Annotated in this window: 23 protein-coding genes, 1 other RNA gene and 1 pseudogene; 8 read left to right on the top strand and 17 right to left on the bottom strand. The window is 67.9% G+C overall.

Annotation, left to right across the window (positions count from 1 at the left end):
* From HUU94_RS02130 to HUU94_RS02075, 12 genes and pseudogenes are all read right to left on the bottom strand, one after another.
* A pseudogene (locus tag HUU94_RS02130) lies at window positions 1-198 on the bottom strand (bifunctional riboflavin kinase/FMN adenylyltransferase); the annotation flags it as partial.
* Window positions 199-234: 36 nt separating this feature from the next.
* Window positions 235-708, bottom strand: a complete 474-nt coding sequence (locus HUU94_RS02125; protein ID WP_174273474.1) for a dihydrofolate reductase — start codon at window positions 706-708, stop codon at window positions 235-237.
* On the bottom strand, window positions 705-1,499 hold the full coding sequence (locus HUU94_RS02120; protein WP_174273473.1) for a thymidylate synthase: 795 nt from the start codon (window positions 1,497-1,499) through the stop codon (window positions 705-707). Before HUU94_RS02120 ends, HUU94_RS02125 begins: the two co-directional genes overlap by 4 nt.
* Before the next feature lie 53 nt (window positions 1,500-1,552).
* An RNA gene (gene rnpB / locus HUU94_RS02115) (RNase P RNA component class A) lies at window positions 1,553-1,931 on the bottom strand.
* A gap of 38 nt (window positions 1,932-1,969) precedes the next feature.
* Window positions 1,970-2,677, bottom strand: coding sequence for an N-acetylmuramoyl-L-alanine amidase (locus tag HUU94_RS02110; RefSeq protein WP_174273472.1), 708 nt, complete (start codon window positions 2,675-2,677; stop codon window positions 1,970-1,972).
* A 45-nt stretch (window positions 2,678-2,722) separates the two neighbouring features.
* Window positions 2,723-3,532, bottom strand: a complete 810-nt coding sequence (locus tag HUU94_RS02105; RefSeq protein WP_174273471.1) for a CheR family methyltransferase — start codon at window positions 3,530-3,532, stop codon at window positions 2,723-2,725.
* On the bottom strand, window positions 3,523-4,608 hold the full coding sequence (gene cheB / locus HUU94_RS02100; RefSeq protein ID WP_254601873.1) for a chemotaxis-specific protein-glutamate methyltransferase CheB: 1,086 nt from the start codon (window positions 4,606-4,608) through the stop codon (window positions 3,523-3,525). The genes HUU94_RS02105 and cheB overlap by 10 nt, the downstream gene beginning before the upstream one ends.
* A 25-nt stretch (window positions 4,609-4,633) precedes the next feature.
* Complete coding sequence (locus HUU94_RS02095; protein ID WP_174273470.1) at window positions 4,634-4,999, bottom strand: response regulator; 366 nt, start codon at window positions 4,997-4,999, stop codon at window positions 4,634-4,636.
* A gap of 66 nt (window positions 5,000-5,065) precedes the next feature.
* Complete coding sequence (locus tag HUU94_RS02090) at window positions 5,066-5,497, bottom strand: chemotaxis protein CheW (protein WP_174273469.1); 432 nt, start codon at window positions 5,495-5,497, stop codon at window positions 5,066-5,068.
* Window positions 5,498-5,500: 3 nt separating this feature from the next.
* Window positions 5,501-7,828, bottom strand: a complete 2,328-nt coding sequence (locus HUU94_RS02085; protein ID WP_174273468.1) for a chemotaxis protein CheA — start codon at window positions 7,826-7,828, stop codon at window positions 5,501-5,503.
* Between the two features lie 101 nt (window positions 7,829-7,929).
* Window positions 7,930-8,568: a histidine phosphotransferase family protein gene (locus HUU94_RS02080; protein WP_438827096.1), complete on the bottom strand. Its 639-nt coding sequence runs from the start codon at window positions 8,566-8,568 to the stop codon at window positions 7,930-7,932.
* Window positions 8,569-8,641: 73 nt separating this feature from the next.
* The gene (locus tag HUU94_RS02075) at window positions 8,642-9,031 is read right to left on the bottom strand and encodes a M67 family metallopeptidase (RefSeq protein WP_174273466.1); all 390 of its coding nucleotides are present in this window, start codon (window positions 9,029-9,031) and stop codon (window positions 8,642-8,644) included.
* Between the two features lie 49 nt (window positions 9,032-9,080).
* Here HUU94_RS02075 and HUU94_RS02070 point away from each other — a divergent pair, with 49 nt between their 5' ends.
* The 4 genes from HUU94_RS02070 to HUU94_RS02055 are packed head-to-tail and all read left to right on the top strand — an operon-like array spanning window position 9,081 to window position 12,339.
* Window positions 9,081-9,314 carry a hypothetical protein gene (locus HUU94_RS02070; protein WP_174273465.1) on the top strand — a complete coding sequence of 78 codons (234 nt, stop codon included), beginning with the start codon at window positions 9,081-9,083 and terminating at the stop codon, window positions 9,312-9,314.
* 51 nt (window positions 9,315-9,365) lie between these two features.
* Window positions 9,366-10,334: an RluA family pseudouridine synthase gene (locus HUU94_RS02065; protein ID WP_174273464.1), complete on the top strand. Its 969-nt coding sequence runs from the start codon at window positions 9,366-9,368 to the stop codon at window positions 10,332-10,334.
* A 58-nt stretch (window positions 10,335-10,392) separates the two neighbouring features.
* The gene (gene rpoH, locus HUU94_RS02060) at window positions 10,393-11,298 is read left to right on the top strand and encodes an RNA polymerase sigma factor RpoH (protein ID WP_174273463.1); all 906 of its coding nucleotides are present in this window, start codon (window positions 10,393-10,395) and stop codon (window positions 11,296-11,298) included.
* 42 nt (window positions 11,299-11,340) lie between these two features.
* A complete protein-coding gene (locus HUU94_RS02055; RefSeq protein WP_174273462.1) occupies window positions 11,341-12,339 on the top strand; it encodes an alpha/beta hydrolase in 999 nt (332 codons plus the stop codon).
* A 246-nt stretch (window positions 12,340-12,585) separates the two neighbouring features.
* On the opposite strand, the gene HUU94_RS02050 is transcribed toward HUU94_RS02055, so the two are convergent.
* The gene (locus HUU94_RS02050; RefSeq protein WP_174273461.1) at window positions 12,586-13,383 is read right to left on the bottom strand and encodes a transporter; all 798 of its coding nucleotides are present in this window, start codon (window positions 13,381-13,383) and stop codon (window positions 12,586-12,588) included.
* An 84-nt stretch (window positions 13,384-13,467) separates the two neighbouring features.
* Here HUU94_RS02050 and mtgA point away from each other — a divergent pair, with 84 nt between their 5' ends.
* The 4 genes from mtgA to HUU94_RS02030 are packed head-to-tail and all read left to right on the top strand — an operon-like array spanning window position 13,468 to window position 16,731.
* Window positions 13,468-14,190, top strand: coding sequence for a monofunctional biosynthetic peptidoglycan transglycosylase (gene mtgA, locus HUU94_RS02045; RefSeq protein WP_174273460.1), 723 nt, complete (start codon window positions 13,468-13,470; stop codon window positions 14,188-14,190).
* Window positions 14,178-15,194: a glycosyltransferase gene (locus HUU94_RS02040; RefSeq protein WP_174273459.1), complete on the top strand. Its 1,017-nt coding sequence runs from the start codon at window positions 14,178-14,180 to the stop codon at window positions 15,192-15,194. The genes mtgA and HUU94_RS02040 overlap by 13 nt, the downstream gene beginning before the upstream one ends.
* A complete protein-coding gene (locus HUU94_RS02035; RefSeq protein WP_174273458.1) occupies window positions 15,191-15,709 on the top strand; it encodes a serine O-acetyltransferase in 519 nt (172 codons plus the stop codon). Before HUU94_RS02040 ends, HUU94_RS02035 begins: the two co-directional genes overlap by 4 nt.
* Window positions 15,709-16,731 (top strand): glycosyltransferase family 2 protein, encoded by a 1,023-nt coding sequence (locus HUU94_RS02030; RefSeq protein ID WP_174273457.1) that lies wholly within the window; start codon window positions 15,709-15,711, stop codon window positions 16,729-16,731. Before HUU94_RS02035 ends, HUU94_RS02030 begins: the two co-directional genes overlap by 1 nt.
* A gap of 1 nt (window position 16,732) precedes the next feature.
* On the opposite strand, the gene HUU94_RS02025 is transcribed toward HUU94_RS02030, so the two are convergent.
* The 4 genes from HUU94_RS02025 to HUU94_RS12985 form a co-directional block, all read right to left on the bottom strand.
* Window positions 16,733-17,302, bottom strand: a complete 570-nt coding sequence (locus HUU94_RS02025) for an LptA/OstA family protein (RefSeq protein ID WP_174273456.1) — start codon at window positions 17,300-17,302, stop codon at window positions 16,733-16,735.
* A complete protein-coding gene (gene lptC, locus HUU94_RS02020) occupies window positions 17,299-17,946 on the bottom strand; it encodes an LPS export ABC transporter periplasmic protein LptC (protein WP_174273455.1) in 648 nt (215 codons plus the stop codon). The genes HUU94_RS02025 and lptC overlap by 4 nt, the downstream gene beginning before the upstream one ends.
* 8 nt (window positions 17,947-17,954) lie before the next feature.
* Window positions 17,955-18,572, bottom strand: a complete 618-nt coding sequence (locus HUU94_RS02015; RefSeq protein WP_174273454.1) for a ribonuclease D — start codon at window positions 18,570-18,572, stop codon at window positions 17,955-17,957.
* Window positions 18,573-18,642: 70 nt separating this feature from the next.
* A partial coding sequence (locus HUU94_RS12985) for a hypothetical protein (RefSeq protein ID WP_174273453.1) occupies window positions 18,643-18,941 on the bottom strand: 299 nt, incomplete at its 5' end.

Below are 18,941 nucleotides of genomic sequence, written 5' to 3'. Positions count from 1 at the left end.
GAGATCGGGGCGGAAGAAGCGCGCCGGGTGCGGATCGAAGGTCGCGACGATCGCGGGCCGCCGCTCGGCGCGGGCGCGTTCGATCGCGCGCCCGACCACCGCCTGGTGGCCGCGATGGAAGCCATCGAAATTGCCGAGCGCGAGGACGCCGCCGCGGAGAGCCTCCGGCACCGGCGCGGCGCCAGAAAGCCGCTGCATCGCGCGCCTATAGGGGAGCGCGCACGCCCCTGCCAATCATGCCCGAACTATCGTGACGAAATCGAAATCGGGGCCACCCATTTCGCGCTTCGCGACGCGCCAGCCCTTGCCGGGAGGTGGCATGACGGCATCGCCCTCGACCGTGCGGTGGACCTCGGTCAGCTCGATCCGGTCGGCGCGATCCAGGAACAGCGCGAAGATCTCGCTCCCGCCGATCACCGCCACTTCATCGACATCGCCCGCCAGCGCCAGCGCGCTCCCGATGTCCGGCGCTGCCTCGGCGCCCTCGGCCCGCCAGCCGCGGTCGCGCGTCAGCACGATGTGGCGGCGGCCCGGCAGGCGCCCCGGCAGGCTTTCGAACGTCTTGCGGCCCATGATCATCGGCCGGCCCATCGTCATCGCCTTGAAGCGCTTGAGGTCTTCGGGAAGATGCCAGGGCAGTTTGCCGTCGCGCCCGATCACGCCGTTATCGGCGCGCGCGACGAAGAGGACGATCTCGGGCCGGTTCACACCGCCACCGGCGCCTTGATGTGCGGCTGCGCGACATAATCGTGGAGCAGGAAATCCTCGGGCGCATAGCCGTCGATCGCCGCCGGCTTGCGCAGGATTTCGAGCCGGGGGAGCGGCCCGGGATCGCGCGATAGCTGCAACTCGGCCTGGTCGAGATGGTTGAGGTAGAGGTGGCAATCGCCCCCGGTCCACACGAAATCGCCCACTTCCAGCCCGCATTGCTGCGCGAGCATGTGGGTGAGCAATGCGTAGCTGGCGATGTTGAACGGCACGCCAAGGAACACGTCCGCCGAGCGCTGGTAGAGCTGGAGGCTGAGCTTGCCGTCGGCGACGTGCGTCTGGAACAGGCAGTGGCAGGGCGCCAGAGCCATGCGCGGCTGGTCCGTCGGGTTCCACGCCGAGACGATCTGGCGGCGCGAGGCGGGATCGCGGTTGATGAGGTCGATCAGCAGTCCGATCTGGTCGATGTGGACGCCCCCAGGGCCCTCCCAATCGCGCCACTGCTTGCCGTAGACCGGGCCGAGATCGCCGTCTTCGCGCGCCCATTCGTCCCAGATGCTGACCTTATGATCGTGCAGCCAGCGCACGTTGGTGTCGCCGCGCAGGAACCACAGCAGCTCGACGATGATCGAGCGCAGGTGGAGCTTCTTGGTGGTGAGCGCGGGGAAGCCCTGGCCGAGAGCGAACCGCATCTGGTGGCCGAACACCGAGAGCGTGCCGACGCCGGTGCGATCGTCCTGCCGCACGCCTTCATCGAGGATGCGGCGCATCAGGGCGAGATAGGGTTTCACCGGCCCCGACTAGCCTGCCCGTCACCCCCGCGAAAGCGGAGGGCCGGAAGAAAAATGCCAGAGGGCCTGTAAGCCGGGTTCTGTCCACCGGCTTGCGCCGGATGGGCGACCATTCCTCTAGGACGACGCTCGCGCGCCGCCTCAAGCGACCAACCCGAGCGACGGACCCGAGCCGGGCCATGTGCCGCTCCTATTCGGTCTTGCTCCCGGTGGGGTTTGCCGTGCCGCCGCCGTTGCCGGAAGCGCGGTGCGCTCTTGCCGCACCCTTTCGCCCTTACCCGCTCGAAAGCGGGCGGTATGCTTTCTGTTGCACTGTCCCTAGGCGCGCCGTCGCCAGCGCGCCCGCCGGGTGTTACCCGGCACCGTTGCTCTGCGGAGCCCGGACTTTCCTCCCCTCGTCTGAAGACGAGCGGCGGCCGCCCGGCCCTCTGGCACGCGATGCGCTACGCGCCCGCCACGGCCAAGTCGAGTCAGCCCTGCAACCGCGCCTCGGCGCCCTTGTCACCTCCGGTCAGCAGCGAGAGCAGGATCGCGCGCGTCTCGCCATCCACCACCCCGTCGATCGTCTTGGGACGAAAGCGCCGCTGGAAGGCGCGCACCGCCGCCGGACCATCGAGCACATCATAGCCGAAACGCTCGAGCGCGAGCAGGAAGCCGCCGTCGGTCCAGTGCGGATCGGTGAGATATTTCGCCGGGCGGGGCAGCGCGAGGCGCACCTTGGCCAGCCGCTCCCAATCGAACAATTCGCCCGGATCTTCCTTACGCGCGGGGGCGATATCGGAATGGCCGACGATATTGCCGCGCGTCACGCCGTAGCGGCCGACGATCCCGGACATCAAAGGCAACAGCGCCGCCATCTGCGCTTCGGGAAAGGGACGATAGCCGAATTCATGACCGGGATTGACCAGCTCGATCCCGATCGAGGCCGAATTGACGTCGTCGATACCGCGCCAACGGCTCTTGCCCGCGTGCCAGGCGCGCTTGCCCTCGTCGACGAGGCGCAGCACCTGCCCGTCCTCGGCGATCAGATAATGGCTGGAGACTTTCGCCTCGGCGTCGGTCAACCGCTGGATCGCCGATGCGGCATCGGTCATGCCGGTATAATGGAGGACGATGATCGTAATGGGCGACTTGCGCTCGTCGAAGTTCGGCGAAGGGCAATCGATGATCTCGCTCATGACGCGGACATAGCGGCGCGGGGGGCGGACCCGCCAGCGTAAAGATCAGACGGGACGGTAGAGGCCCTTGAGCTCCCGATCGGAGGCGAAATCGTCGGTCTGTCCCAATATCGTCTCGCCCGCGCCCAGCATCAGCAGGCCATCCTTCGCGATCGCCTCCCGCAGCCGCGAAAACACCATGCGCTGCCGCTGTGGCGAGAAATACAGCATCACGTTGCGGCAGAGGATCGCGTCGAAGCGCCCCGGTGGCGGCGGGCTGAGCAGATTATGCTGGAGGAAGGTGATCGGCGCCCGCACGCCGGGCTTGATCCGCCAGGCCTCCCCTTCCTGAACGAAATGGCGCATCAGATCGGTGATCGGCAGGCCGCGCTGCACTTCGAACTGATTGAACAGCCCTTCCCTGGCGCGCCCGATGGCCTCGGCCGAAAGGTCGGTCGCGAAGATGCCGATGTCCCAGCCGGCGAAGCGCGGCTGCGCGCCGATCGCCAGCGACAGCGAATAAGCTTCCTGCCCCGTCGAACAGCCCGCCGACCAGATCCTCAGCCGGCGCTGTCCCAGCCGCGCCGCGTGCAGCAGGCCCAGACCCTCGGACGTGAAGTGATGAAAGCACGACAAGTCACGGAAGAAGAAGGTTTCATTATTGAGCAATGCATCGACGATCTTGTCGGCGAGCGGCGACGCTTCATCGCCCCTCAGACGGATCACGAGCGCTTCGATCGTCTCGAAGCCGAGATCGCGAAGCAACGGCTTCAATATGGTCTCGATGCGCCAGCGCCTGCCCGCGACGAGCTGTTGCCCCGTCCGCCGCTCGAGCAGACCGGCAAGCGCGGACACGGCGATCGGGGTCATTTCCATGCCGAACGCTCCGGCCGCATCGCCTGGGCCGCGACATGATCGGCGAGGGCCGCGGGTGGCAGGATCGCACGCGCGATCCCCGCCTTGGCGACCGCCCCCGGCATTCCCCACACGACCGAGCTCATCGCATCCTGGGCGACGACCTCGCCGCCGGCTTCGGTCAGCCTCGTCGCGCCTTCCAGCCCGTCGCGCCCCATGCCGCTCAGGATCACGCCCATCCCCCTGTCGCCGAACATCTCGGCCACCGAAGCGAGCATCGTATCGGCGGACGGCATGCAACCCGACGAGGTCGGCCGCCGACAGATTTTGACATGAACCCGCCCCCGCGTCCGCGCGAGCCCGAGATGCCCGTCGCCCGGCGCGAGCAATACGATGCCCGGCGTCAGCGGGGCACCGTCGGTCGCGAGCCGGGTCGGCCGACCGGTCATTTCGGAGAGTTGGCGCGCGAAGAACGGCATGAAGGGCGCCGGCAGATGCTGGGTGACGAGGATGGGCGGCAGTGCCTCGAAAGGATAGGCGGCGAAGAAGCTGGCGAGCGCATGGACGCCGCCCGTCGAGGCGCCGATCGCCACGCAATCCACCCCCGCCTGCGACGCCACCGGCACGAACGGCGCCTGCCTCGCAACCGGGAGGATATCGCCCTGCGGCGCCGACGGGCGAGGTGCTGCGGCAATCCGCAATATCGTTTCGACCAGGGTCACCGCGAACGGTCCGTTGAGCGCTCCCGCCGATGGCTTGAGCAAGGTATCCGCCGCGCCGAGACGAAGCGCGGAGATCGTCACCGCGGCCCCCGTGCCGCAGTCGGAGGAGACGATCAGGACTCGCGCGCCCCCGCTCCGCTCGATCAATGCGGGAAGCGCGTCGAGGCCGCTCAGGCCCGGCATGTTGACGTCGAGCAGGATGATGTCGACCGCCTGCGTCTTAAGGATGTCGATCGCCGCCGCGGCGGTGCCCGCCTGCCCCGCGACGTCGAAACCGCGATCGGGCGCGAGAATGCGGGCGAGCACCGCGCGCGCGACGATCGAATCGTCGACGATCAGGACGCGAATGGGGCGGCCGGGGCGCGCTGCCGGCAAAGGGTGCGATAGCAAGACCAGCGCCTCAGGCGACGCCGACGAGCTGCAGCTTGCTTTCCAGCGTATCGCGATCGAACGGCTTCATCACATATTCGTCCGCGCCCGCATCTATCGCCGCGCGGATATGCGCGGTGCCGTTCTCGGTCGTGCAGAAGACGATTTTGGGGCGATGGGGCAGCGTGGTGTGGCCGAGCTCGCGCAGAAATTCGATCCCGCTCATCACCGGCATGTTCCAGTCGAGCAGGATGACGTCCGGAGCGCCGGCGAGACAGGAATGCAGCGCCTCCTGTCCGTCGCAGGCCTCCTCCACGGAGAAATCAAGCGTTTCAAGGATATGGCGGGCAACCTTGCGGATCACCTTGGAATCATCGACTACCAGACAGGTTTTCATCGCGGGCCCTTCATTGCGTGCTCCGTCATAGCGGACCGGCGTAAGCAAGCTGTTAACGGCGCTGCTTCAGGCCGCGATCGCTTCGCGACCGTGGATCAGCAGCGCGGGATCGATCAGCAGGCGATCGCCCTCCTGCGTCGCGACCTGGCCGATCGTCACGCGGGACCATTCGCGCCCGATCACCGCGATGCACGGCGAAGGCTTGGTTCCCTTGATGACATCGATCACCTCTTCCACCAGCAGCGCATAGCCATGGCCCTCGGCGGTTATGATCACCGCGGTCTGCAAAGCGCCCTGCGCGCATCGCCCCACGCCGAGCGCCATGGCGCTATCGACCACGGTGAGGATGCGGCTGCGCAATGCGAACAGGCCAACGATGTGCGGGGCGACTCGCGGCACGGCGGTGATCGAATCGATCTCGACGACCGATCCCACGCCCTCGGCGCCGATCGCCACGGTCTCTCCGGCGATCCGGACGATCAGATACAAGCTCTCCACTGCCTAGCTCCTGCTTGCCTGCGTGGCGCGCCCTACCGCCTGCAACAGCGCGTCCCGATCGTAGCGCCAGACGGTCTGGTCACCGGTGGCATCGGCCATGATCGTCTCGCGCAGCCGCACCACCGGCGCCTTGATCCCCTGCGGCAGTAGCTCGCCGCGCGTCGCTATGACGACATCGATCGCGTCGGCGGCGACGCCTTCGTCGAACGCAACGCGGTAGCCGGCCGCGGCGAGCAGCGGCGCGAGCAATTCGCGCGACCAATGATCGTCGGCGCCCGCCAGCAGGCACAGCGGTCCCTGCCCGCCCGCGGGCGTCGCAAGCCCCGCGAACAGCCAGTGGGGATCGAGCATCTCGACCTTGCGGCCGTCGATCAGCATCACGCCGGCGACGGGCCCCGGCCGGGCGGCGGGAACAAGCCGCGCATCATGCTCGATCACGTCGATCACGCCTTCGATCGCATAAGCGAGCCGCGCCGCGCCGTCGCCGAGCTGGAGCAACCGCAGGCGCGGGAGATCGGGCAGCGCGGCACCGGCGAATACCGGCACCAGCGCGTTGTTGTGCGCGAGCATCAGCCTATCGCCCGACATCGTGACCTGGCCACGATCGACGTCCTCGATCCGCTCGACAAGGGTCAGCCGCACGCCACGCTCGGCGCCGTCCAGATCGCGGAACAGCAGGATCGACACATGCTCGCGCCGATCGGCGGGCTCGGCCTCCACGGGATCGGGCATTCCGGCGCGGACGCCGTTGGCGGCGGCGAGCCCGGCGACGTCCAGCAGCAGCATCGGCCGGCTGTCGTCGGGCAGCGTCGCGCCCGCGTAGATGCCCGTCGCCATGATCGCGGGCGCGGCCGGCTTAACCACCAATTCCTCATGATCGAGCACCGAATCGACCGCGAGCGCGAACCGCTCGCCGCCACCCGCGCGGACGATCACCAGCACCGGGCGGCGATCCGGCGCATCGTCACCGCAGCCGAGGAAGCGGCCGAGATCCACCACCGGCAGCATCCGCCCCCGGATCATCGCGACATCGCCGTCGCCCAGTTTCTTCAGGCTGATGCTCTGCCCGTTGGGACGCACGATCTCGTCGATCGCCGAGCGCGGCACCGCGAAGCAATGCGCGCCGGAGCCGACGACGAGCGCCGGGATGATCGTCAACGTCAGCGGCACGCGCATCGTGACGTGCACGCCCTTGCCCGGCCGGCTCTCGATTTCCACGGCGCCGCCGATCCGCTCGATATTGGCGCGCACCACGTCCATCCCGACGCCGCGCCCGGAGATCGTCGTGACCTCCTTGGCGGTCGAGAAGCCGGGCGTGAAGATCAGATCCAGCTTGGCGCCCCAGTTCATCCCGGCGGCCTGCTCGGAGGTGATGATGCCCGAGGCGATGGCGCTGCGGGCGAGCTTTTCGGCGTCGATGCCGCGACCGTCGTCGATCGCGCTGATCAGGATCTGGTTGCCCGCCTGGCGCGCGGCGATGCGCAGCCTGCCGTTGGGCGATTTTCCGGCGGCGATGCGCTCCGCCGGCGGTTCGATGCCATGATCCAGCGCGTTGCGCACGATATGCGTCAGCGGATCGCGGATCATCTCGATCATCTCGCGATCGAGCTCGACGTCGCCGCCGTCGGTATCCAGCACGACGCTGCGCTCCAACTCGGCGGCAAGATCGCGGACCATGCGCGGGAGTGCCGCGAACAGGCCGTCGATCCGCGCCATCCGCGTCTGCGTGATCGCGTCGCGCACGTCGGCAACGCAGAGCGACAGCCGTTCGAAGGCGAGGTTGGTCGCCGCGCCGCCCTCCATTGTGCGCAACGCCCGCGCCAGTTCGTTGCGCGCGAGCACCACGTCGGACACGCCCATCATCATGCGATCGAGCAGCTCGACGGGCAGCCGGATGCTGCGCGCCGGGGCGCGGCTCACCGCACTCGGCGCTGCCGGCAACTGGGCAGGCGCGCCGGTGGCCTGCCCGGGCACCAGTGCCGCGATCAACGCCGCATCGTCGCCCTCCGGCAGCGTTCCGGTGGTATCCAGCAGATCGGCCAGTTCGCCGATCCGATCGATGATCGCGAGCACCGCGCTCACCAGCGCCGAATCGGCCTGACGCGTATTATCGCGCACATCGGCCAGAGCATCCTCGGCGGCGTGGCTTAGATGGCGGAGGCGCGGCAGATCGAGGAAACCGCAGCTCCCTTTCACGGTGTGGACGAAACGAAAGATCGAATCGAGCCGCGCGCGATCGCCGGGTTCGGCCTCCCACGCGACGATCTCGCCCGCGATCGCTTCCAGCGTATCGCGCGTTTCCGCTATGAAGTCGGCGAGCAATTCTTCCATCGTGCCTTCCGTGGGCGCCCCAACGGGCCGGAAGCCTGCTCGCACCCTAAGGTAAAGGAGCTCTTAAGCCAGCTTCGCACCGGGTATATGATGCGATCAGATCAGGCGCGCCCGATCGGCTTATCGGCCTTCGACGCGCCCAGCACGAGTACGCCATCTTCTTCCTGGAGCAGGATCGTGCGTCCCTCACGCTCCGCGATGGTGCGAGCGAGCACCGCGCCGATCGTGCGCGAGGTGGGCGGCGGCGTCTCGCCCGCCAGGACGCGCCGCACCTCGCCATCCAGCACGATCCGCGTCCCTTCGGCGCGCACGACGATCTCGCCGGCCTCCAGCCCGATATCGAGCCGCCCGCCGCGCACCAGGGCGTCCAGCGCGATCAGCCCGAGATTGAGCAGGATGCGCGTCGCGGCGCGGTCCAGCGTCGTGCAATCGGCGACCCAGCCGAACGCCACCTTGCCGCTCGCGCCCGCCAGCGCCTCCAGCGGCGCGCGGACCTCGCCGGCATCGACACGATCGCCGAAGCCCCCCGCCGCCCCGAACGCCAGCCGGAAGAATTTGAGCTTCTCCGCCGAAGCTTTCGCGCCATCGGCCAGCAGCGCGAGATACTCCTTGCGCAGCGCGGGATCCTCTTCGTCGGCGAGAAGCTCCAGCCCGTTGTTCAGCGCGCCGACCGGGCTCAGCAGGTCATGGCAAAGGCGGGAACACATCAGGCTCGCCAGTTCGATGGCCTCGTCGTTCACGCGCGCGTTCCTCCCAAGAACTGCAAGCCCTGCCGCGGCGCTATCTGGCGCCTGCATGAAGATTTCGCAAACCTCAGCCGATCGTGAGGACGCGCTCGGCGAACGCATCGTCCCCGGCCAGCCACAGCCGCGCGACGCCGCGCGCGATGATCAGCCAGAGCGTGCCCGGTTCGGCGGCCGCGCGATCCCGCTCCGAAGGGATCGCCGATCCCGAAGGATGCGAATGATAGCAGCCCACAATCTTCGGACCTCCGACCCGCGCTGCTCTGTGCGCGCTTAAGAGCATGGTAGGATCGATCTCGAAACGCTCCGCCGGCGAAGGCGCGACGTTCCGGGCCCGCCGCGCCTCGGCGATGTCGGTCGGCGTCCCGAACAGCAATCCGCAGATTTCGCGATCGGGCGCCGCCGCCGCCTCGCCGATCAGGCGCGCGATCAGGGCCGCGCTGATGACGGTGGCCGCCATCGATGTTATCGCCCGCCGCCGAAGAGGTTGAGCCATGAAAAGGATCGCATTGCTGTTCCTCGCCGCCGCCGCGGTGCTGGACGTGACCCAGCAGGCCTATAACAGCGATCTCATCGACGCCATCGCGCGGCGGGGACCGAACCGGACGATCTGGCGCGTGCTGGTCGATTCGCCGGTGATGGCAACGATCGAGCATTGGGCGCTGTTCTGCATCGGCTTCGGTATTCTCAGCCTGGCGATGACGCTGCGCAAACCCAAGACAGGCCCGGACATCATCGGCTGAGCATGCGCAAACGCGCATTGAAGATCGTGTCTGCCGCCCTACATCGCGGTGATGGACGCGGGGGTGTCGATCAGACAGGCGGTGGTGCCGGACGAGGCCGCGGGATGGCGCCTCGATCGCGCGCTGGCGGCAGCGCTTCCCACGCTCTCGCGCGAGCGGCTGAAGGCATTGATCTCCAGCGGCAAGGTTACGCGCGCGGCGAACGCCGTCCGCGATCCGGCGATCAAGGTCCGGCCCGGCGATGCGTTCGAGGTCTCCGTCCCCGCTCCCATGCCGGCGGGCAATATCGCGCAGGAGATCCCGCTGAATGTGGTGTTCGAGGACGAGCATCTGATCGTCATCGACAAGCCCGCCGGGCTGGTCGTGCACCCCGCCTGCGGCAACCTCGACGGCACGCTGGTCAACGCCTTGCTCCACCATTGCCGGGGATCGCTGTCGGGGATCGGCGGAGTCGAGCGGCCGGGGATCGTCCACCGCATCGACAAGGATACCTCCGGGCTGATGATCGCCGCCAAGACCGATCGCGCGCACGGGGGGCTCGCCGAGCAGTTCGCGAAACATACCATCGACCGCCGCTATCGCGCGATCGTCTCGGGCCGCCCCCGGCTGGACAATGGCCGGATCGAGGGCGCGATCGGCCGCAGCCCCTCGAACCGCAAGAAGATGGCGATGGTCGCGGCCGGCCAGGGCAAGCATGCCGTCACGCATTATTCGGTGCTGGAGCCGCTCGATCATGCCGCGCTGGTCGAATGCCGGCTGGAAACCGGGCGCACGCATCAGGTGCGCGTCCACATGGCCTCGCTCGGCCACCCCTTGCTGGGGGATCAATTCTATGGCCGGCCGAGCCGCGAACATATCGCCTTGCTTGCCCGCCTGGATTTCAGGCGGCAGGCGCTGCATGCGGCGCGGCTCGGCTTCCGCCACCCGATCACAAGCGAAACTTTGGCGTTCGAAAGCAACGTTCCGCCAGATATGCAGCAACTGTTCAACGCGCTTCTGCTAGTACCACCTTCGAAATGACGGACTCGCCCGCGACGATCCGCCGGAGCCTTAGGAAGGCTCAGGGAGTTTAAGAGACATGGCAGCCAGAAATACTCCCGCTACGATCCCGGCCCTAGGCGGCGAGCAGAGTCTCAACCGCTATCTTTCGGAGATCCGCAAATTCCCGCTTCTCCAGCCGGAAGAGGAATATATGCTTGCCAAGCGCTTCCAGGAGCATGGCGATCCGGAGGCGGCGGCCAAGCTCGTCACCTCGCACCTTCGCTTGGTCGCCAAGATCGCGATGGGCTATCGCGGCTATGGTCTGCCCACGTCCGAGCTGATTTCGGAGGGCAATATCGGCCTGATGCAGGGCGTGAAGAAGTTCGAGCCCGATCGCGGCTTCCGCCTCGCCACTTATGCGATGTGGTGGATCCGCGCCTCGATCCAGGAATATATCCTGCGTTCGTGGAGCCTCGTGAAGATGGGCACGACGGCGGCGCAGAAGAAATTGTTCTTCAACCTGCGCCGGATGAAGAGCCAGATCGACGCGTTCGAGGACGGCGATCTCAAGCCCGCCGACGTCACCAAGATCGCCACCGATCTCGGCGTCAGCGAGGAGGACGTCACCTCGATGAACCGCCGCATGGCGATGGGTGGGGACACCTCGCTCAACGTCTCGATGCGCGAGGACGGCGAGGGTCAGTGGCAGGATTGGCTGGTGGATACCGATCCGTTACAGGACGAGCGCCTCGCCGAATCGCAGGAGAAGACCGTCCGCCACGATATGCTCACCGAGGCGATGGATGCGCTCAATGATCGCGAGAAGAATATCCTCGCCGAACGCCGCCTTTCCGACGATCCCAAGACGCTGGAGGAGCTGAGCCAGGTCTATGGCGTCAGCCGCGAGCGCGTCCGCCAGATCGAGGTTCGCGCGTTCGACAAGCTGCAAAAGGCGATGATGCGGATCGCCGGTGAGAAAAGACTGCTGCCCGCGATGGCATGAACAAGGCTGGCGCGCACGCGTCACCGATCAGGAGAGAAAATAATGTCCGACGAAGCAATAGAAGGCGTGCGCCTGGACGCGCGGGTGGTTCCGTTTCCCGGGTCGATCAGCCCGCAGGCACGCGCGCATCTTGCCAGTCTCGTCGGTCCGGATGGTCTTCCCTTCTCGATCCACCAGGAATCACCGGCGGCGGACGACGCGGAGGGTTGGGCCGTGGCCAAGGAGACCGTGTCGGGCATGATCGCCTACATGTTGGCGCCGGTCGTCGCCAAGTGCCGATCGGAGGTAGAGACCATCGATCTCGGCGGCACCGTCTCCTATCTGGCGACCCCCGCCGATGCCGGCGCTGACGACCGCGCCTATCTCGACATCCATGGCGGCGGCCTGGTGCATGGCGCGGGCGAACCTTGCCGGCTCGGCGCGCGCGTCCAGGCCGACAGGCTGAACGTCCGCTGTTACGCGGTCGATTACCGGATGCCGCCGGAGCAGCCCTATCCGGCTTCGCTGGACGATTGCCTCGCCGCCTATCGCGCGCTGCTGGAACGCTATGCGCCTGAAAACATCGTGGTGGGCGGCGGATCGGCCGGCGGCAACCTCGCCGCGGCGCTGATGCTTCGCGCGCGCGACGAGGGTCTGCCGCTCCCGGCGGCGCTGGTGCTCATCACCCCGGAACTGGACCTGACCGAGTCCGGCGACACCTTCGAGACCAACCGGATGGTCGACGTGATGCTGCCCCGTCCGCTGATGGGGACGAACCTGCTTTATGCGGCAGGGCATGATCTCGCGCATCCCTATTTGTCGCCGCTGTTCGGGGACTTCTCCAAGGGCTTCCCCCCGACGTTCCTCCAGGCCGGCACCCGCGATCTCTTCCTCTCCAACACCGTGCGCATGCATCGCGCGCTGCGGAAGGCCGGCATTCCCGTCGAGCTGCACATCTTCGAGGGCATGCCGCATGGCGGCTTCATGGGCGCGCCGGAGGATGACGACCTGAACGCGGAGGTCCGCCGGTTCGTCGACGAATCATGGGGCCGAAAGAGCTGAGGCGCGCCGGTCGGCTTCACGGCCGACAGGCGTTCGGGTCGTCCGCTAGAATCGGATGACTTCAGCCTTACCCGCTCATGCTGAGTAGGGACCGAGTAGCTCCGCAGGAGCGTATCGTGGGCTCCTATCGAAGTAGCGCGCAGGGGATCAGTCTAAATCATCCCGTTAGAGGCTGTCCAGTCCAAGCTGAAACGTCACCCCGGCCTTGAGCCGGGGTGACGAGAGTTCAGCTTCAGCAGGACAACCTCAGAATTTGCGCGATACGCCGAAGTAGAGTTCCGCGTCCGGCGTATTGTGGTTGAGGCCGGCGTTGGCGCCGGCATCGAGCTGGGTCTGCTTGCCGATCTTATAGCCGATCGACGACGCCGCCAGCGCCATCGTCTGATGCTGGCCCGGCTCGCGGTCACGGATCGCCTCGAGCTCCAGATCGAGGTCGACCGTCTCGGTCAGGTCGATGTCTATGCCGGCGACCGCGCTGTAGGCGAGGTGGCGGCCGTGGCCGCTTTCGTCGGCGGCGGCGTCGACCTCGGGCGTGAGCTGGAACTGGACGCCCTTGCTGACCTCGTAATCGACCGGCACGAGCAGGCCCGCGCTCCACGTTCCCGCGCCGACCGGCTGCCGCCCGATCGGGATCTTCGCCATCGGCAGCAGCGCGATCGAAACTTTGTCACCATCGGGATTGAGAAGATTCTGCTTGATGCCGACCGAGATGTCGCCGACCCGGCCGGCGTGGTCGATGCCGCCGGTCATGCGATCGCGTTCGCGGACATGGCCATAGGCGGTCCAGCCGAAGCGCAGCTCGGTGCTCTCGCCGATGCCGTAGCGCGCGATGAGATCGCCCAAGAGGATCGTATCGGTGCGGCTGTCGGGCTGCTTGTCGAGCGTCCAGTCGCCGAGACCCAGCTCGATCTGGAGATGGCCCTTGTCGACGGTGCAGGCCGGCGTGCCCAGCCCGGGCCGATCGCCGCAGAAATCGCGCAGATCTTGCGCATGCGCCGGTATCGCCGCGCCCGCCAGCAGCACCGCCGCCACCATCCTCCGCATCTTCGCACCCCTTTTGTTGTGGTGCTGGAACGACCGAGCATAAGCGCTGTTCCGCCGCCGCCCGGCTTCGGTTAGACCGGCCGCATGGCCCGCCGCACCAAGCGCCGTTCTTCCCGCCCCACGCGCTCGCGCCTCGGGCGGCTGTTCGGCTGGATCGTGCGCACGCTCGCCTTGTTCGTGCTCGTCTCGGTGCTGTGGGTCGCCGCCTATCGCTTCGTGCCGCCGCCGCTCACGCTGACGATGATTGGCGACATGCTCGGCGGCAAATCGGTGCATAAGGATTGGATGCCGCTCTCGACCATGGACCCGAACATGGCGCGCGCCGCGATCTCGGCCGAGGACGGCAATTTCTGCCGCCACCACGGCTTCGATTTCACCGCGATCCAAAAGGCGATGGCGGGCAACGAGGCCGGGCGCCATTATCGCGGTGGATCGACGATCAGCCAGCAGGCGGCGAAGAACGCCTTCCTGTGGCAAGGCCGCTCCTATGTGCGCAAGGGGCTGGAGGCTTGGTTCACCGTGCTGATCGAGGCGATCTGGGGCAAGCGGCGGATCATGGAAGTCTATCTCAACATCGCCGAGACCGGTATCGGCACCTATGGCGCCAATGCGGGCGCACAGCGTTACTTCCACCATGACGCCGCCCGGCTGAGCGCGAGCGAAGCGGCGCGGATCGCGGCGATCCTGCCGCTGCCCAAGAAACGCGATGCGATCGATCCGCGCGGCTTCGTCCGCCGCTACGGCGATCGCATCGCGCGGCGGATCGCGCCGATGGTGCGTGGTGGTTACACCGCGTGCGTCAGGTGAGCATCGGCATCGTCGCGATCGGCCGCAACGAGGGCGAACGGCTCAAGGCCTGCCTGCGCTCGGTCGTGGCGGCGGGGCCGACCATTTATGTCGATTCGGGATCGACCGACGGCAGCCAGGATTTCGCACGATCGCTTGGGGTCGAGGTCGTGGCGCTCGCGGTGCCGCCCGCCTTCACCGCGGCGCGCGCGCGCAACGCCGGCGCGGCGGCGCTGTTGGGACGGCAGCCGGACACCGAGCTGATCCAGTTCATCGACGGCGATTGCGAGGTGCGGCCGGGATGGCTCGAAGCGGGGGCCGCCGCGCTCGCCGCGCGCCCCGAATTGGCCTTGGTCTTCGGCCGCCGCCGCGAACGCTTTCCCGAACGCTCGATCTACAACGCGCTCGCCGACGACGAGTGGGACGTGCCGGTCGGCGATGTCGGCGCGTGCGGCGGGGACATTCTGATCCGCGCGCGGGCGTTCGCGCAGGTCGGCGGCTATCCCGAGGAGATGATCGCGGGCGAGGAGCCGGACATGTCGATGCGGCTGCGCGAGGCGGGATGGAAGCTCGCGCGGATCGACGCCGAGATGACGCTGCACGACGCCGCCATCCTGCGCTTCGGCCAATGGTGGACGCGCACCCGGCGCGCGGGCCACGCCTTCGCCGAGCTTGCCGCGCGCCACCCCGATCAGCGCTGGCCCGATTGGCGCGCCGCCTGCCGCCGCATCATCCGCTGGGGCGGCGAGATGCCGGTCGCGGCACTGCTCGGGCTGCTCGCGGCGGTGGCCTTCTCGCCGCTGTGGCTGATCCTCACCGCCTTCTGCCTCGCCGCCTTCGCCGCCAATGTCGCGCGCCTGTTCGCGAGGCGGCGCAGGGAGGGCCTCGCGCTACGCCTCGCGCTGGCCAGCGCGGGGCTGTTGATGATCGGCAAGTTCGCCGAATTCGCGGGGCTGTTCCGCTATCGCGTCAACCGTCTGCGCCGCCGTCGCTCGGCGCTGATCGAATATAAGGGCGCGGCATGACGCCGGGGCTCTGGGCGCAGATCCGCGAGGATTGGGTCGCGCATGGCCGCGACTGGACCAGGCCGGGTTTCCGCGCGGTGGCGGTGCACCGCTTCGGCGTCTGGCGGATGCGCGTGCGCCAGCCGTTGCGCGCGCCGCTCAGCCTGCTCTATCGCGTGCTCTTCCGCCATTGCCGCAACGTCTATGGCATCGAGCTGCCCTATTCGGTTCAGCTCGGGCGCGGCGTGGTGATCGAGCATCAGGGCGGGGTCGTCGTCCACGGCGCTACGGTGATCGGCGACCGCTGCATCCTCCGCCAGAATTGCACGCTCGGCATCCGCCGGATGGATGCGCTCGCCGATGCGCCGATCCTCGAGGAAGGCGTACAGCTCGGCGCGGGCGCGGTGGTGCTCGGGCGGATCAGATTGGGGCGCGGCGCGATGGTCGGCGCCAATGCGGTGGTGATGCAAGACGTGCCGGCGGGCGCCCTTGCGACGGGGGTCCCCGCCACGATCCGGCTGCGGGACGCGGGGTAATGCCGCGCCGCATCGCGGTGGTGATCGTCAACTACCGCACCGCCGAACTCGCGCTCGGCGCGCTCGCCAGCCTCGATGCCGAGCGGACGCGCGAGCCGGGGCTCGAGGTCGTCATCGTCGATGGTGGTTCGGGCGATGGGTCCGCCGATCGGCTGCGCGCGGGGCTCCGCGCTCCACGCTATGCGGGTTGGACGAGCCTGCTCGCACTCGAGATCAACGGCGGGTTCGGCTGGGCGAACAATCAGGCGATGCTGCGCTTGATGCAGTCCGGGACGCCGCCCGATTACATCCACCTGCTCAACCCCGATACCAGGATCGAGCCCGGCGCGGTGGCCTCGCTCGCCGATGCGCTGGATGCGCACCGGCGCTGCGGGGCGGTCGGCAGCCTGCTGCTGGAGCCCGACGGCAGCCCATCCGGCTCGGCCTTCGCCTTCATCACGCCACGCCGCGAACTGGCGCGCGGCGCCAAGCTCGGTCTGGCCGATCGCCTGCTCCGCCTGCCGCCTTATGCGATCGAGCAGCCGGCGAGCGAGGTCGATTGGGTGACGGGCGCCAGCGTGATGCTCCGCGCCGAGGCGCTGCGCGAGGCCGGGCTCTTCGACACGGGCTTCTTCCTCTATTTCGAGGAGATGGAGTTGATGGCGCGCATCCGCCGCGCCGGCTGGACGATCCGCCACGAACCCGCGAGCCGCGTCGTCCACGTCGGCGGCGCCGCGACCGGGATCAACGGATCGCGTCCGACGTCGCGGCGCCCCCCGCTTCCCGCTTATTGGTACGAATCCCGACGGCGGTTCTTCACGCTCGGCGGCGGCCGGTCGCTCGCGCTGGCGTCATCGCTCGGCTGGCTCGCGGGACATGCGGCGCTGCTGGCGCGCCGCCTGGTCGGCAGCGGCCGGGATCATCCGATCGTCGCCCGGGATGCGCGCCGGCTGCTGCTGCACGGACTTGTCCCGAAGCGCGCCACCCCCGCCTTCCCCCGCTGGAACGATCCACCGGGCGCGCCGCCGGCCTGGATGCGCTGACCTACTGCGTCGCCGGCGCGGGCGCGGTCTGATTGCGCTGCGGCACGGCGAAGTGGCCCGTCACCCGCCCGCCGCTCTTTCCCGTCGATCCCGGCACGCCCGCCCCGCCGGCGGCGCTGCCGTCGACGGTGGATCGCCCGGTATTGAGGTCGATCACCAGCCGCGCGCCGTTGACCGTATTGCCGCCGCGCACCAGCGAAACCCCGCCGATCAGCGTGATGATGCGGCGATTGAGATCGTAGATGCCGTAACTGCCCTTGGCGCGCTCCGACGGATCGACCACGGTCACGCCGCCCGAGGCATCGATCCGCTGGATCTGAAGCTCGCCGCCGCCCGCGGGCTTGGCGTAGGCGACGGTCATCCGCTGCGCATCCATGACCATCGTGCCCTGCGTGGCGTGGACATTGCCGACGAAGATCGCGCGATCCTGCCGATCCTGAACCTCGATCCGATCGGAGGTGACGTCGACGGGCGCGTTGCTGTCATGGTTCTTAAGCGCGGACACGCCCTGCGCCAGCGCGATCGCCGGCAGGGCGGCGAGAGCCGGGACGGCGATGAAACGGCGGATCATCGGGCGCGTCTGGACCGCGACTGAACGATATGCAAGCGCGCGTGGCCGACCAGATCGACCACCCGGCTGTTGAGATCGGCGGTCATCCGATCGGCGGAAAAGGTGCCGATATTCATCGTCCCGGCCACGGCCCCCCGGCTGACCGCCCGCTTGCTGTTCATGTCGATCAGGATGTCGCGCGTCGCGATATGGTAGCCGGTCGCGTCGTCCAGCTTGACCGGACCGTCGAGCGCGATGCGCGAATTGTCCATGTCGTAGCGCCCATGGTTGGCGCGCACGGTGGCCGGCCCGTCGTCGAGCGCGATCCTGGCGTTGAGATCCTGCAAGCGCACGATCGGCGTCGCGGAGGTTTGCTGGACCGCCGATTTGGCGTCGAGCTGAAACGGCTGTCCGTCGCTGTCCTTGCCGCGATATTCGGCCGTGGTCACCCGCATCCGTTCGGGCGCGATATCGACGCGATCCTTCGAAAGCACGAAGCTGATCTCGCTCCCCACGGTCAGCGGTGCCAGCGCGAGGAACGCGACCAGCGCGCCGACCGCGGCGGGCAGCGCCACGCGCAGCACCGCCATCAGGCGATCATGTCCGCCCCCGGCGAGCGCCCAGATCCGCCGGGTGCGCCGCTGCTCGGCCGCGAGCGTGGACACGGGCGCGCTCACATGTGCGCGAAAATATCGATCTCGGGCCAGCCGGCGAGATCGAGTTCGGCGCGCGCCGGAAGGAAATCGAAACAGGCCTGCGCCAGCGCGGTGCGATTCTCCCGCGCCAGCCGCTCCTCGAGCTTCTCCTTCATCGCATGGAGGAAACGCACGTCGGAGGCGGCATATTCCTTCTGCGCATCGCTGAGCTCGGGGCCGCCCCAGTCCGAAGACTGCTGCTGCTTGGAGATATCCACGCCGATGAGCTCGCGCACCAGTTCCTTCAGGCCATGGCGATCGGTGTAGGTGCGCACCAGCCGCGAGGCGATCTTCGTGCAGAATACGGGCGCGGCCCAGACACCCATATAATGGCGGATCGCCGCGAGATCGAAGCGCGCGAAATGATAGAGCTTCAGCCGATCCGGATCGGCCAGCACCGCGCGCAGATGAGGCGCGGCATAGTCGCTCCCCGGGCCGAACCGAACGAGATGTTCGTCACCCCGGCCATCGGAAATCTGAACGAGGCAGAGCCGGTCGCGCGGCGTGATCAGCCCCATCGTCTCGGTATCGACGGCGACCGCGCCCGGGCCGAGCGCATCGGCGGGCAAATCTTCTTCGTGCAGGAAAACGCTCATCGCCGGCTCTTAGGCGCGGGAGCGTGGTGGCTCAATGGCGGCGGGATCGAACCGTTAAATTTGCTCGCCGTTAAGTGCGCTTTGCTATACGCTGTAAAATCGGCGCGGTGTCTTCCGTGCCGAGGATGCTGCGGCCGCGCCCGTCGCCAGCAGCCTCACGACGATAGGGCGATAAAGTTGGAAAGAATTCGGCGGCATGGGTTTTGATAGAGGGCGGCGCGGTCAGCGCGGTGGTAGGGACAAGCGCGACGGCTTCGGCGAAGAAGGCGGGGGCTTTCCGCCTTCGGATTTCGGCGGCGGGGGCTTCGGTGGCGGCGGCGGCAATTATGCCGGCGGTGGCAATCGTGGCGGCTATGGCGGCGGCGGCGG

The sequence above is a fragment of the Sphingomonas bacterium genome, assembly GCF_903644055.1.
In the GTDB taxonomy this organism is placed as follows: domain Bacteria; phylum Pseudomonadota; class Alphaproteobacteria; order Sphingomonadales; family Sphingomonadaceae; genus Sphingomonas_I.
This window is presented reverse-complemented; position numbering and strand designations above follow the sequence as displayed.